The 12703-nt window shown below is 67.2% G+C and carries 12 protein-coding genes, 1 tRNA gene and 1 pseudogene; all 14 read left to right on the top strand.

Annotation, left to right across the window (positions count from 1 at the left end; genetic code table 11):
• Positions 1–77: pseudogene (locus FVE89_RS07685) on the top strand (elongation factor Tu); the annotation flags it as partial.
• Between the two features lie 158 nt (positions 78–235).
• Positions 236–1126: a hypothetical protein gene (locus tag FVE89_RS07680; protein WP_160533451.1), complete on the top strand. Its 891-nt coding sequence runs from the start codon at positions 236–238 to the stop codon at positions 1124–1126.
• 224 nt (positions 1127–1350) lie between these two features.
• Positions 1351–1427 (top strand) — tRNA-Trp (locus FVE89_RS07675).
• Positions 1428–1607: 180 nt separating this feature from the next.
• Entirely contained in the window at positions 1608–1904 is a 297-nt protein-coding gene (gene secE, locus FVE89_RS07670) for a preprotein translocase subunit SecE (RefSeq protein ID WP_160533450.1), read from the top strand.
• Between the two features lie 58 nt (positions 1905–1962).
• The gene (gene nusG, locus FVE89_RS07665; protein WP_091721608.1) at positions 1963–2496 is read left to right on the top strand and encodes a transcription termination/antitermination protein NusG; all 534 of its coding nucleotides are present in this window, start codon (positions 1963–1965) and stop codon (positions 2494–2496) included.
• Between the two features lie 221 nt (positions 2497–2717).
• Complete coding sequence (gene rplK, locus FVE89_RS07660) at positions 2718–3167, top strand: 50S ribosomal protein L11 (RefSeq protein ID WP_160533449.1); 450 nt, start codon at positions 2718–2720, stop codon at positions 3165–3167.
• Positions 3168–3178: 11 nt separating this feature from the next.
• Positions 3179–3877, top strand: a complete 699-nt coding sequence (gene rplA, locus FVE89_RS07655; protein WP_160533448.1) for a 50S ribosomal protein L1 — start codon at positions 3179–3181, stop codon at positions 3875–3877.
• A gap of 72 nt (positions 3878–3949) precedes the next feature.
• Complete coding sequence (locus tag FVE89_RS07650) at positions 3950–4240, top strand: GIY-YIG nuclease family protein (RefSeq protein WP_160533447.1); 291 nt, start codon at positions 3950–3952, stop codon at positions 4238–4240.
• A 244-nt stretch (positions 4241–4484) separates the two neighbouring features.
• Positions 4485–6128: a B12-binding domain-containing radical SAM protein gene (locus tag FVE89_RS07645; RefSeq protein WP_160533446.1), complete on the top strand. Its 1644-nt coding sequence runs from the start codon at positions 4485–4487 to the stop codon at positions 6126–6128.
• Positions 6129–6165: 37 nt separating this feature from the next.
• On the top strand, positions 6166–6435 hold the full coding sequence (locus FVE89_RS07640; protein ID WP_160533445.1) for a type II toxin-antitoxin system ParD family antitoxin: 270 nt from the start codon (positions 6166–6168) through the stop codon (positions 6433–6435).
• Positions 6425–6727 carry a type II toxin-antitoxin system RelE/ParE family toxin gene (locus tag FVE89_RS07635; RefSeq protein WP_160533444.1) on the top strand — a complete coding sequence of 101 codons (303 nt, stop codon included), beginning with the start codon at positions 6425–6427 and terminating at the stop codon, positions 6725–6727. The genes FVE89_RS07640 and FVE89_RS07635 overlap by 11 nt, the downstream gene beginning before the upstream one ends.
• A 527-nt stretch (positions 6728–7254) precedes the next feature.
• Complete coding sequence (rplJ, locus tag FVE89_RS07630) at positions 7255–7773, top strand: 50S ribosomal protein L10 (protein ID WP_160533443.1); 519 nt, start codon at positions 7255–7257, stop codon at positions 7771–7773.
• Between the two features lie 48 nt (positions 7774–7821).
• Positions 7822–8202, top strand: a complete 381-nt coding sequence (rplL, locus tag FVE89_RS07625; RefSeq protein ID WP_160533442.1) for a 50S ribosomal protein L7/L12 — start codon at positions 7822–7824, stop codon at positions 8200–8202.
• A gap of 244 nt (positions 8203–8446) precedes the next feature.
• A complete protein-coding gene (gene rpoB / locus FVE89_RS07620; RefSeq protein ID WP_160533441.1) occupies positions 8447–12571 on the top strand; it encodes a DNA-directed RNA polymerase subunit beta in 4125 nt (1374 codons plus the stop codon).
• The last annotated feature ends 132 nt before the right edge of the window (positions 12572–12703 follow it).

Raw genomic sequence — 12703 nt, 5'->3', positions numbered from 1 at the left:
AGGAGAAGCTGCGCTTCGCCATCCGCGAGGGCGGCCGCACGGTCGGTGCCGGCGTCGTCGCCGCCATCAACGACTGAGCCCGCAAGGCCCGGCGCACCGCGCGCCGGGCCACAGGCATCCAGCCGTATCCACGGCGGGTATCTTCCCCGATTGATGTGACTCGCGCCGGCCTTCGTCTTGACGGAGCGCCGGCGTTGCTCTGTCCTGTCTCCGCCTGGTCTTGGGGGAGACTCGGATGTCCGTCGGTTCCATTCTCCGGGCCGGGTGTTTCCTCATCCTGATCTGTGTCGGGGCAGCGGTCCTGACCGGCGCAGCCTGGGGGGACGCATTGACCGACGGGCGCTTCCGCGCGGAGGTGGCGGCGCTGATCCGGGGCATCCGGCCGGGCGTGAGGGTCCTTCTGGAGGCGGATCCGGCACAGCTCAGCATCGGCACGAAGACGATCGATCTCACGAACCTGTATCAGCGCGTCGACGGCCTCTCCGCAGCCGAACGCCGTCGGGAGGTGGAGGAGTTCCTGAGCGTCGCCTTCGCCAAAGCGGCCCCCGGGCCGGAGACGGGCGACTTCGCGGCGATCCGGTCGCGCCTGCGCCCGCAACTCGTGCCGGACGAGATCCTCCAGCAATACACGATGCTCGCGCATCGTCGGTTTTCCGAGACGCTGCACGTGGTCTACGTGCTCGACGAACCGAATCGCTATCAGTACGTGACCCGCGCGATGCTCGCCGGCTGGCAGGTCGATCCCGCGCTGGTGGAGGCGACGGCCGTGGCGAACCTGGCCGCCACGTCGAGGGAAGCGCCGTTCGAACTGGTGCTCGGGGACGGCGCCCCCCTGTTCGCCATGGCCAATGCCGGCGACGACTTCGCCATCGCACGGCTGCTCGTGCCGTCCTATCTCGACGAGATCCGGCGCGCCCTCAAGGCAGACAGCATCACCCTGGCCGGACCGACGCGCAACCTGCTCCTCGCATGGCCGTCCGGCAGCCCGGCCCGGCGCGATCTGGCCGCGGAAGCCACGCGTTACCTGCGGACCGGCCCCTACGGCCGCAGCGACGAGCTGTTCCGCTTCGACGGCCGCCAAGTCCGGCCGCTGAACACGATGGAGCGGGCGGATCACGGCCGTTGATCTGCGGCGGCCGAGCGGTTCGCCGTCGTCGCGGATTGCCGTAAATCGACCGGTTCCGGCTGCCCCGCACCGCTGCCGCGGTCTTGTGCCTGTCGCGGAGGCGCGTCCCGATCCGGGTCGGATGGCGACCACCAACAAGGGCCGCAATTTCCGGCCCGCCGACCCCGCCTATGCCGCCGAACCCCTTGCAAGCCGGGCCGCGATGAGGCATTGGGCAACGCGCTAGGAGTGTAGCTCAACTGGTCAGAGCGCCGGTCTCCAAAACCGGAGGTTGCGGGTTCGAGTCCCTCCACTCCTGCCAGACATCCTGCCCGATCCCGCGCGGCGGCCCGGTCGACAAGGCCGCGGAGTTGCGCTAGAGCGGGCGCAATCCGAGATCTGAAGCGACCGTCGGTGCGGGCCCATCCGGGTCCTCGGCGCCGTCATTCGTGTTCCCGGAGCGGTCTCTGCCCGGGGCCGGACACGCACAGACACTGGCGCCATGGCATCGAACGAAGCGACCAAGAAGGTGGACCTGGTGCGCGGCGCGGCCCGCGGCCCCGCGAACCCGCCGCCGGCCCGTCCGGCGACCCCGGCCCGGGCGCCGCAGAAGCGCGTCACGCCGGGCGAGTTCTTCGCCCAGGTCCGCGACGAGGCCCGCAAGGTCACGTGGCCGACCCGCCGGGAGACCACGATCACCACCATCATGGTGTTCGTGATGGTGGTGGTGACGAGCCTGTTCTTCACGGTGGTGGATCAGGCCCTGCGCTTCGTGGTCGGCCTGATCCTGGGCCTGTAGAGGCCGGGTGCCATCGGACGAGGGAGACCTCGCAGACGTATCGGAGTTGAACGGAATCGTGTCGAAGCGCTGGTACATCGTCCACGCCTACTCGAACTTCGAGAACAAGGTCGCCCAGTCCATCAAGGATCAGGCGGCCCAGCGCGGGCTGACCGAGCTGTTCGACGAGGTGATGGTCCCGATCGAGAAGGTCGTGGAGGTGCGCCGCGGCCGGAAGGTCGATGCCGAGCGCAAGTTCTTCCCCGGCTACGTGCTGGTGAAGTGCGACCTGACCGATGAGGTCTACCACCTCATCAAGAACACCCCGAAGGTCACGGGCTTCCTGGGCGCCGACAAGTCGAAGCCGGTGCCGATCCCGGACGCCGAGGCCGAGCGGATCAAGGGCCAGGTTGCCGAGGGCGTCGACCGGCCGAAGCCCTCCGTGTCCTTCGAGATCGGTGAGACCGTCCGCGTCGCCGATGGCCCGTTCGCCAGTTTCAACGGCACCGTCGAGGAGATCGACGAGGCCCGCTCCCGCCTCAAGGTGGCCGTGTCGATCTTCGGCCGCGCCACCCCGGTGGAGCTCGAATACGCCCAGGTCGAGAAGGCCTGAGCGTGAAGCGAATAGGGAGTAGCGAATAGCGAGTAGGGGCAACCGGTGTCTCGCCGGGCTCGACCGCCGTAGTCGCTATTCGCTACTCCCTATTCGCGAAACCCCGCGGGAGATCCGCCCGGCCTCGCCTCCGGGATCCACGGCTCGCACCGCGACCTGCAACCGTCCGACCCGCCGCGCTTCAGGCCGCGTGGGGGCGGATTCTCATTGGGAGCAGTCCCATGGCGAAGAAGATCACGGGCTACGTGAAGCTTCAGGTCCCGGCCGGCGCGGCGAACCCGTCGCCGCCGATCGGTCCCGCGCTCGGTCAGCGCGGCCTCAACATCATGGAATTCTGCAAGGCCTTCAACGCGAAGACCGCGCAGATGGAGAAGGGCACCCCGATCCCGGTGATCATCACCGCGTATCAGGATCGCTCCTTCACCTTCGAGATGAAGCAGCCCCCGGTCACCTTCTTCCTGAAGAAGGCCGTCGGCCTGAAGCTCGGCAAGAAGCCGGCCTCCGGTTCCAAGACCCCGGGCAAGGGCCCGACCGTCGGCAAGATCTCCGAGGCGCAGCTGCGCGAGATCGCCGAGAAGAAGATGCCCGACCTCAACTGCGACTCGATCGAGTCGGCCGTTGCCATGATCCGCGGCTCCGCCCGGGCCATGGGCCTCGAGATCACGGCCTGAGGGAGGACAGCATGGCTAAGGAAGGCAAGCGCATCCGCGCCGCCCGCGAGGGCATCGAGGTCACCAAGCTCTATCCCCTCGACGAGGCGATCAAGCTGGTGAAGGAGCGGGCGACCGCGAAGTTCGACGAGACCGTCGAGGTCTCCATGAACCTCGGCGTCGATCCCCGCCACGCCGACCAGATGGTCCGCGGCGTCTGCAACCTGCCGAACGGCTCCGGCCGGACGGTGCGGGTCGCGGTCTTCGCCCGCGGCGCCAAGGCGGACGACGCCAAGGCGGCCGGTGCCGACATCGTCGGCGCCGAGGATCTCCTGGAGATCGTGCAGGGCGGCAAGATCGAGTTCGATCGCTGCATCGCGACCCCGGACATGATGCCGCTGGTCGGCCGTCTCGGTAAGGTTCTGGGCCCGCGCGGCCTGATGCCGAACCCGAAGGTCGGCACCGTCACGATGGACGTGAAGGGTGCGGTGGCCGGCGCCAAGGGCGGCTCGGTGGAGTTCCGCGTCGAGAAGGCCGGCATCGTCCATGCCGGCGTCGGCAAGGTCTCGTTCGACGCCGACAAGCTCGTCGAGAACATCAAGGCCTTCGCGGACGCGGTGGCCAAGGCCAAGCCGACGGGCGCCAAGGGCACCTACGTCCAGCGCATCGCCGTCACCTCGACGATGGGCCCGGGCGTGAAGGTCGAGCCGAGCACGGTTCTGACCGCCTGAGACAAGGCACAGCGTTCATGCTGCGGAGCGCCCGGCCGGAGACGGCCGGGCGTTTTCCGTTGCGGGGCGCGGATGGAGCGGCTGTCCCACGTTTACATTTTGGCGAACCGGCGGAATGGGACGCTCTACACCGGTTCGACCACGGATTTGGCGCGGCGCATCTGGGAGCATCGCACCGGTGCCATGCCGGGATTTACCCGGGACTACGGCGTGACCATGCTGGTCTGGTACGAGGCTTATCCGCGGATCATTGAGGCGCGGGTGCGGGAGTATGCGATCAAGCGCTCGCGGCGGGCTTGGAAGCTCGCGCTGATCGAGGGGTTCAATCCCGATTGGCGCGACCCGTACGATGATCTGATCTGAAGGGCCGCTGCGCGGCAAGCCTCGCGCTGGGTCCCGGGTCGCATTCCGCTGGCGCTGCATGCGCCCGGGAAAGGGGGCGGCGATTCGTTCTGCACGGCCCCTTTTCCCGGACAGGTGGGGCGAAGCGGAACCTGATCCGGGATCCAGCACGAAGACAAGCCGCGACAGCGGCACCGCTTCCCCTCACGCCATTCTTAACCGTGGAGGGGGCGCCAACGCCCACGGCTGTGCTAGATAGGCCGCCATGCGATGCACCCTGACGGTCTCCTCCAAGCGACGCATCCTGTGCGTCTTTCCCGCCTACACGCCGTCCTTCGGGACCTTCTCCCACGCTTACCCGCTGATGGGCGGGGTGAAGGCGTTCATGCCGCCGCAGGGGCTGCTGCTGATCGCGGCCTACATGCCGGAGGCGTGGGAATGCCGGTTCATCGATGAGAATATCCGCCGTGCGGGCCCGTCCGACTTCGCCTGGGCCGATGCGGTGTTCGTCTCCGGGATGCACATCCAGGAGGCGCAGATCCACGACATCCGCGACCGGGCGCACGCCGCCGGCAAGGTCACGGTGCTGGGCGGCCCGTCGGTCTCGGGTGCCCCGGAGAAGTACGGCGATTTCGACTATCTCCATATCGGGGAGATCGGCGATGCCACCGACCAGCTCGTCGCCCGCCTCGACGCCGACCTGACGCGACCGCCCGCCCAGGTGGTGCTGGAGACCAAGGACCGCCTCGCGCTCTCGGATTTCCCGGCGCCGGCCTACGAGGCGGCGCCGCTCAAGCGCTACCTGATCGGCTCCCTGCAATTCTCCTCGGGCTGCCCCTATCGCTGCGAGTTCTGCGACATCCCGCAGCTCTACGGCCGCCAGCCGCGCCTGAAGACCCCCGAACAGATGTGCGCCGAGCTCGACGCCATCATCAGCCAGCCGGGCCATCCGGCGGTGGTCTACTTCGTCGACGACAACTTCATCGGCAACCGCAAGGCGACCCGCGAGATGCTGCCGCACCTCGTCGCGTGGCAGAAGAAGAACAACTACCCGCTCCAGTTCGCCTGCGAGGCGACGCTGAACATGGCCAAGCAGCCCGAGATCCTCGAGCTGATGCGGCAGGCGAACTTCATGACGGTGTTCGTCGGGATCGAGACCCCGGAGGCGGATGCCCTCAAGGGCATCGACAAGACCCACAACGCCGCCGTGCCGATGTACGAGGCGATCGAGACGCTCAATTCCTACGGGCTGGAGGTCACCTCGGGCATCATCCTGGGCCTCGATTCCGATACGGATAAATCCGAGCAGAACCTGATCGACTTCATCGACCGCTCGGCGATTCCCGTGCTGACCATCAACCTGCTCCAGGCCCTGCCGAAGACACCGCTCTGGGACCGGTTGGAGCGCGAGGGCCGGCTCGTTCACGATGCGGCGCTCGAATCGAACGTCCTGTTCAAGCGCCCGCACGACACGGTGGTGTCGAGCTGGCGCCGGGCGATCGCGCACGCCTACGATCCGGAAAAGATCTTCGAGCGGTTCAAGCACCAATGCGCGGTGACCTACCCGAATCGCATCACCACGCCGACCGCCGGCAAGCTGACCTTCACCAACCTGCGCCGGGGCCTGATCCTGGGCTTCAACATCATCACCCGGGTCGGAATTTTTTCCGACTATCGCAAGCCGTTCTGGAGCGCGGCGGGCTATGCGCTGAAGCGCGGGCAGATCGAGGCGGTGTTCAACATGGGCTTCGTCGCCCACCACCTGATCCGCTTCACCCGCGAGGCCCTGCGCGGCGAGCACAACGCCTCCTTCTACGCCGCCAAGGCCGCGGAGGCGAAGGAAGCGCGTGATCGCAGCTGGTGGGAGGCGGCGCGGCGCAAGCTGGTGCCGGAGCGCGAGGCGGCGTAACCTGAGTGCCTTGCTGTCCGAGGTGCGGAAGCCCGGCATGACCGATATCGACCTGACGCCCGACCTCGACCAGTTCGTGCAAGGCCAGGTCGAGGCCGGCCGTTTCCGGGACCCAGCGGATGTGATCGCCGCGGGATTGCGGCTTCTGGAAGAGACCCTCGCGACTCAGGATGAGCACCGCGACCGTCTTCTCGCTTCGATAGCGGCTGCCATCGATGATCCGCATCCAGGAATCAGCATCGCTGACGCTTTCGACCGTCTGGAAGAGCGACACGCGCAGCGTGTGAGTAACGGCGGTGAGCCTTGAGGTAAGGCTCCGGTCGGAGGCGGTGGCGGATCTCGAATCGCTTTACGACTACGTCGCCGCCGATAGCCCCGAACGGGCGATCATTTTTCTCCGACGGATTGGGGATCGCTGCGAGTCGCTATCCCTGTTGCCCGGGGCAGGGCGTGCCCGAGACGATCTGGCCCCTGGATTGAGGCTCGTTGCCTTCGAACGGCGCGTCGTCATCGCCTATACCTTGCGCAAAACGCATATTGACGTCCTGCGTGTTCTCTATCGCGGCCGCGACGTCAACGCGCTGCTCAGTCAGGGCTGAGCAGCGCGCCGAAGTCTCACTCAGGCATGGCCGAGCCGCAGCCCGCAACCCCTTGCCTGCGGCGGAAAAGTCGCGTTTCGGCCCTTGGCAGGCGGCTTGCTAGGCTCTATACACCGCGCCTCACGCATTTCATCCTCACGGAAGGAGACGGCCGATCGGCCGGTTTCCGCTCGAAATGTCGCCCGGGCAACCGGGTGGCACCGGCCGGACGGATCCAGAGGGCGACGAGCCCCGCGGAGCCTTGTCCGGCCATGTCCTGTCCGAGACTGCAGGTGCCGGTTCGCCGGCTTAATCCGCCAGCCTGCACAGACGGGGAAGACCGAATTCGAAACGCCTCGCCATGGCTTCGGCCGCGGTGAGGATGTCGGTTTGAACCAACTCGCCCGAGGCGGCCTCCAGGGGCGCGCGCGGGGACAGGGCCGCGAAGCGTCGTTCGGACGTTCCCGGTCTTACGGCCGAGATCACGTCCGGGCGGCATGTGCAACCGGCGGACCCGAAACCGGGTTCCGCCAACCGGAGAGAGCCCAGTGGACCGGACAGCTAAAGCTGATCTCGTCTCGACGCTCAACGGCGTGTTCAATCAGAGCGCCGTCGTCGTCGTGGCCCACTACAAGGGCCTCACGGTCGCCGACATGCAGAAGCTGCGCACGCAGATGAAGCAGGCCGGCGCCACCGTGAAGGTCGCCAAGAACAGCCTCGCCGGCATCGCACTCGATGGCACGGACGTCGCCTCCATCAAGCCGCTCCTGAAGGGCCCGACCCTGCTCGCCTATTCCGGCGATCCGGTCGCAGCCGCCAAGGTCGCGGTCGATTTCGCCAAGGCCAACGACAAGCTCGTGATCCTCGGCGGCGCGATGGGGAAGACCGCCCTGAACCCGGACGGCGTGAAGGCTCTGGCCTCGCTTCCGTCCCTCGACGAACTGCGCGGCAAGCTCGTGGGCCTCATCCAGGCGCCCGCGACCAAGATCGCTCAGGTCGTCAACGCGCCGGCGGCGAAGCTCGCCCGCGTGTTCGGGGCCTATGCCAAGAAGGACGAGGCCGCCTGAGGCCCTTCAAAAACCATCCGTTCGAACCGATATTGAGAGGAATTCACCATGGCTGATCTCGCCAAGCTCGTCGACGACCTGTCCTCGCTGACCGTCCTCGAGGCCGCTGACCTGGCCAAGATGCTCGAGGAGAAGTGGGGCGTCTCGGCGGCTGCCGCCGTCGCCGTCGCCGCTGGTCCGGCCGCCGGTGGTGGCGCTGCCGCCGCCGCCGAGGAGCAGACCGAGTTCACGGTCGTCCTGGCTTCGGCCGGCGACAAGAAGATCGAGGTCATCAAGGAGGTCCGCGCGATCACCGGCCTCGGCCTCAAGGAAGCCAAGGACCTCGTCGAGGGCGCGCCGAAGCCGGTCAAGGAAGGCGTCGCCAAGGACGAGGCCGAGAAGCTCAAGGCCCAGCTCGAGAAGGCTGGCGCCAAGATCGAGCTCAAGTAAGTCGACGATGGGCCGGTCCCGGCCCATCACCCCACGGAGGTCCAGGTCGGGCCTGTCGTGACCGAAGCCCGCGGGTGCACACCCGCGGGCTTTAGGCCGCTTCGGCGGAGGGTCCCGGAAGGGACCGCAGACGAGATTCGGTTCGGTGGCGCGGCCCGGCGGGGCGCGCGTCACGGCCCGGCGCGGGAGGTTCCCTCGGGAACGCTTCCCCGGGCGCGAGGCACGCGGGTAGGAGCGAGGTCACATGGCCAACACGCTGGTCGGTCGCAAGCGCATTCGGAAGTTCTTCGGCAAGATCAAGGAAGTTGCCGAGATGCCGAACCTCATCGAGGTTCAGAAGGCGTCCTACGACCAGTTCCTGATGGTCGACGAGCCCGAGGGCGGGCGCGCCGACGAGGGGCTGCAGAGCGTGTTCAAGTCGGTGTTCCCGATCTCCGACTTCGCCTCCACGGCGCTGCTCGAGTTCGTGCGCTACACGTTCGAGGCGCCCAAGTACGACGTGGACGAGTGCCGCCAGCGCGGCATCACCTTCGCGGCCCCGCTGAAGGTCACGCTCCGCCTGATCGTGTTCGATGTCGATCCCGACACCCAGGCCAAGTCGGTCAAGGACATCAAGGAGCAGGACGTCTACATGGGCGACATGCCCCTGATGACGGAGAACGGCACCTTCATCGTCAACGGCACCGAGCGCGTCATCGTCTCGCAGATGCACCGCTCGCCGGGCGTGTTCTTCGACCATGACAAGGGCAAGACCCACTCCTCGGGCAAGCTCCTGTTCGCCGCCCGCATCATCCCGTACCGGGGCTCGTGGCTCGACGTCGAGTTCGACGCCAAGGACATCGTGCATGTCCGCATCGACCGGAAGCGCAAGCTGCCGGCGACGTCGCTGCTCTACGCGCTCGGCCTCGACGGCGAGGAGATCCTGTCGACCTTCTACAACAAGGTCGTGTACGACCGGGACGGCGCCGACTGGCGCGTGCCGTTCGATGCCGAGCGCATGAAGGGCATGAAGGCCACCGTCGACCTGATCGACGCCGATTCCGGCGAGGTCGTGCTGGAGGCCGGCAAGAAGCTCAACGCCCGCAACGCCCGCCAGATCACCGAGAAGGGCACCAAGTTCCTCAAGGCGACCGACGAGGATCTGGTCGGCCAGTACATCGCCGAGGATCTGGTCAACGCCCAGACCGGCGAGATCTGGGCCGAGGCCGGCGAGGAGATCTCCGACAAGCTCCTGAAGAGCCTGGAGGATGTCGGCGTCACCGAGCTGCCGGTGCTCGACATCGACCACGTCAATGTCGGCCCCTACATCCGCAACACGCTGGCGGTGGACAAGAATTCCAGCCGCGAGGGTGCGCTGTTCGACATCTACCGGGTCATGCGCCCGGGCGAGCCGCCGACCCTCGAGACCGCCGAGGCGATGTTCCACTCGCTGTTCTTCGATTCCGAGCGCTACGACCTCTCGGCGGTCGGCCGCGTGAAGATGAACATGCGCCTCGACCTCGATGCCGCCGACACGGTCCGCACGCTCCGCAAGGAGGACATGCTGGCGGTGGTCAAGGCGCTGGTCGAGCTGCGCGACGGCAAGGGCGAGGTCGACGACATCGACCACCTCGGCAACCGCCGCGTCCGCTCGGTGGGCGAGCTCATGGAGAACCAGTACCGCCTGGGCCTCCTGCGCATGGAGCGCGCCATCCGCGAGCGCATGAGCCAGGTCGATATCGACACGGTCATGCCGCAGGACCTGATCAACGCGAAGCCCGCGGCCGCGGCCGTGCGCGAGTTCTTCGGCTCGTCGCAGCTGTCGCAGTTCATGGACCAGACCAACCCGCTCTCCGAGGTGACGCACAAGCGCCGTCTCTCGGCGCTTGGCCCGGGCGGTCTGACCCGCGAGCGCGCCGGCTTCGAGGTGCGCGACGTGCACCCGACCCACTACGGCCGCATCTGCCCGATCGAGACGCCGGAAGGCCCGAATATCGGCCTGATCAACTCGCTCGCCACCTTCGCGCGGGTGAACAAGTACGGCTTCATCGAGACCCCGTTCCGCCGCGTGCGCGACGGCGTGGTGACCGACGAGGTCGCCTACCTCTCGGCCATGGAGGAGGCGAAGTACTACGTCGCCCAAGCGAACGCCCAGATGGACGAGAACCGCAAGCTCACGGAGGACCTCGTGGTCTGCCGCCGGGCCGGCGAGGTGATCGTCGTCGGGCCTGAGCGCGTCGATCTCATGGACGTGTCGCCGAAGCAGCTCGTTTCGGTCGCCGCGGCGCTGATCCCGTTCCTCGAGAACGACGACGCCAACCGCGCGCTCATGGGCTCGAACATGCAGCGCCAGGCGGTGCCGCTGGTCCGCGCCGACGCTCCGTTCGTGGGCACCGGCATGGAGGCGGTGGTCGCGCGCGATTCCGGCGCCGCCATCGCGGCCCGCCGCGCCGGCATCATCGATCAGGTGGACGCCACCCGTATCGTCATCCGCGCGACGGAAGAAGCCGACGCCAACAAGCCCGGCGTCGACATCTATCGGCTGCAAAAATTCCAGCGCTCCAACCAGTCGACCTGCATCACGCAGAAGCCGCTGGTCCGCGTCGGCGAGTTCGTGAAGAAGGGCGAGATCATCGCCGACGGTCCCTCGACCGAGTTCGGCGAGCTGGCGCTCGGCCGGAACGTGCTCGTCGCGTTCATGCCGTGGAACGGCTACAACTTCGAGGACTCGATCCTGCTGTCCGAGCGGATCGTGAAGGATGACGTGTTCACCTCGATCCATATCGAGGAGTTCGAGGTGATGGCCCGCGACACCAAGCTCGGGCCGGAGGAGATCACCCGCGACATCCCGAACGTTTCGGAAGAAGCGCTCAAGAACCTCGACGAGGCCGGCATCGTCTATATCGGTGCCGAGGTGAATGCGGGCGACATCCTCGTCGGCAAGATCACCCCGAAGGGCGAGAGCCCGATGACGCCGGAGGAGAAGCTGCTCCGCGCCATCTTCGGCGAGAAGGCCTCGGACGTGCGCGACACCTCGCTGCGGGTGCCGCCGGGCGTTACCGGGACCATCGTGGAAGTCCGCGTGTTCAACCGCCACGGCGTCGACAAGGACGAGCGCGCCCAGGCGATCGAGCGCGAGGAGATCGAGCGGCTCGCCAAGGACCGCGACGACGAGCAGGCGATCCTCGACCGCAACACTTACGCGCGTCTCGCGGACGTGCTGATCGGTCAGGCGCCGGTGGCCGGCCCGAAGGGCTTCAAGAAGGACACCACGCTCACCCGCGAGCTGATCAACGACTATCCGCGCTCGCAATGGTGGCAGTTCGCCGTCATCGACGACCGTCTCATGACCGAGATGGAGGCGATGCAGAAGCAGTACGACGAGTCGAAGAAGCGCCTGGAGCAGCGCTTCCTCGACAAGGTCGAGAAGCTGCAGCGCGGCGACGAGCTGCCCCCCGGCGTCATGAAGATGGTCAAGGTCTTCGTGGCGGTGAAGCGCAAGATCCAGCCGGGCGACAAGATGGCCGGCCGTCACGGCAACAAGGGTGTCGTGTCGCGGATCGTGCCGATCGAGGACATGCCGTTCCTGGAGGACGGGACGCATGCCGACATCGTGCTCAACCCGCTGGGCGTGCCCTCGCGCATGAATGTCGGCCAGATCCTGGAGACGCACCTGGGCTGGGCGGCTGCGGGCCTGGGTCGCAAGGTGTCGAAGGCGGTGGATGCCTATCTGAAGACGCAGGACATCACGCCGCTGCGGGAGGAGATGAAGGCGATCTACTCTCCGAGCGAGCTGGAGGGCCTGTCGGACGAGGAGCTGGCCGAGGCCGGCAACAACGTCCGCCGCGGCGTGCCGATGGCCACCCCGGTGTTCAACGGCGCGAAGGAGGCCGACATCGAGCAGATGCTGGAGATGGCCGGGCTCGACCGCTCGGCGCAGTCGACGCTCTATGACGGGCGGACCGGCGAGCCCTTCGACCGCAAGGTGACGATGGGCTACATCTACATGCTGAAGCTGCACCACCTCGTGGACGATAAGATCCACGCGCGGTCGATCGGCCCGTACTCGCTCGTCACACAGCAGCCGCTGGGCGGCAAGGCGCAGTTCGGCGGCCAGCGCTTCGGCGAGATGGAGGTCTGGGCGCTGGAGGCCTACGGTGCGGCCTACACGCTACAGGAGATGCTGACGGTGAAGTCGGACGATGTGGCCGGCCGCACCAAGGTCTACGAGGCGATCGTCCGCGGCGACGACACGTTCGAGGCCGGCATCCCCGAGAGCTTCAACGTGCTCGTCAAGGAGATGCGCTCGCTCGGCCTCAACGTCGAGCTCACCTCCTCCAAGAAGGCGGCCAACGACCAGCTGGAGCCGCCGGCCGACGCGGCCGAGTAAGCCAGCGGAAAAACCTCCCGTGGCGGCGGATCTCCGTCGCCACGGTCGAGCGGGGAGGGGCAGGGCCTTCGCGGTTCGACGACGGTGAGCAGCGCCCGTGCGGGGCGCGGCGCCGGATTGTTTTCAGGACGC

The sequence above is a fragment of the Methylobacterium sp. 2A genome (assembly GCF_009806555.1).
GTDB lineage: Bacteria > Pseudomonadota > Alphaproteobacteria > Rhizobiales > Beijerinckiaceae > Methylobacterium.
The sequence above is the reverse complement of the archived record's forward strand: the minus strand, read 5'-3'. Positions and strand labels throughout refer to the sequence as shown.

Coding starts and splice junctions, on each gene's coding strand:
- FVE89_RS07680 (WP_160533451.1), top strand. CDS start 236: ATGTCCGTCGGTTCCATTCTCCGGGCCGGGTGTTTCCTCATCCTGATC.
- secE (WP_160533450.1), top strand. CDS start 1,608: ATGGCATCGAACGAAGCGACCAAGAAGGTGGACCTGGTGCGCGGCGCG.
- rplK (WP_160533449.1), top strand. CDS start 2,718: ATGGCGAAGAAGATCACGGGCTACGTGAAGCTTCAGGTCCCGGCCGGC.
- rplA (WP_160533448.1), top strand. CDS start 3,179: ATGGCTAAGGAAGGCAAGCGCATCCGCGCCGCCCGCGAGGGCATCGAG.
- FVE89_RS07650 (WP_160533447.1), top strand. CDS start 3,950: ATGGAGCGGCTGTCCCACGTTTACATTTTGGCGAACCGGCGGAATGGG.
- FVE89_RS07645 (WP_160533446.1), top strand. CDS start 4,485: ATGCGATGCACCCTGACGGTCTCCTCCAAGCGACGCATCCTGTGCGTC.
- FVE89_RS07640 (WP_160533445.1), top strand. CDS start 6,166: ATGACCGATATCGACCTGACGCCCGACCTCGACCAGTTCGTGCAAGGC.
- rplL (WP_160533442.1), top strand. CDS start 7,822: ATGGCTGATCTCGCCAAGCTCGTCGACGACCTGTCCTCGCTGACCGTC.
- rpoB (WP_160533441.1), top strand. CDS start 8,447: ATGGCCAACACGCTGGTCGGTCGCAAGCGCATTCGGAAGTTCTTCGGC.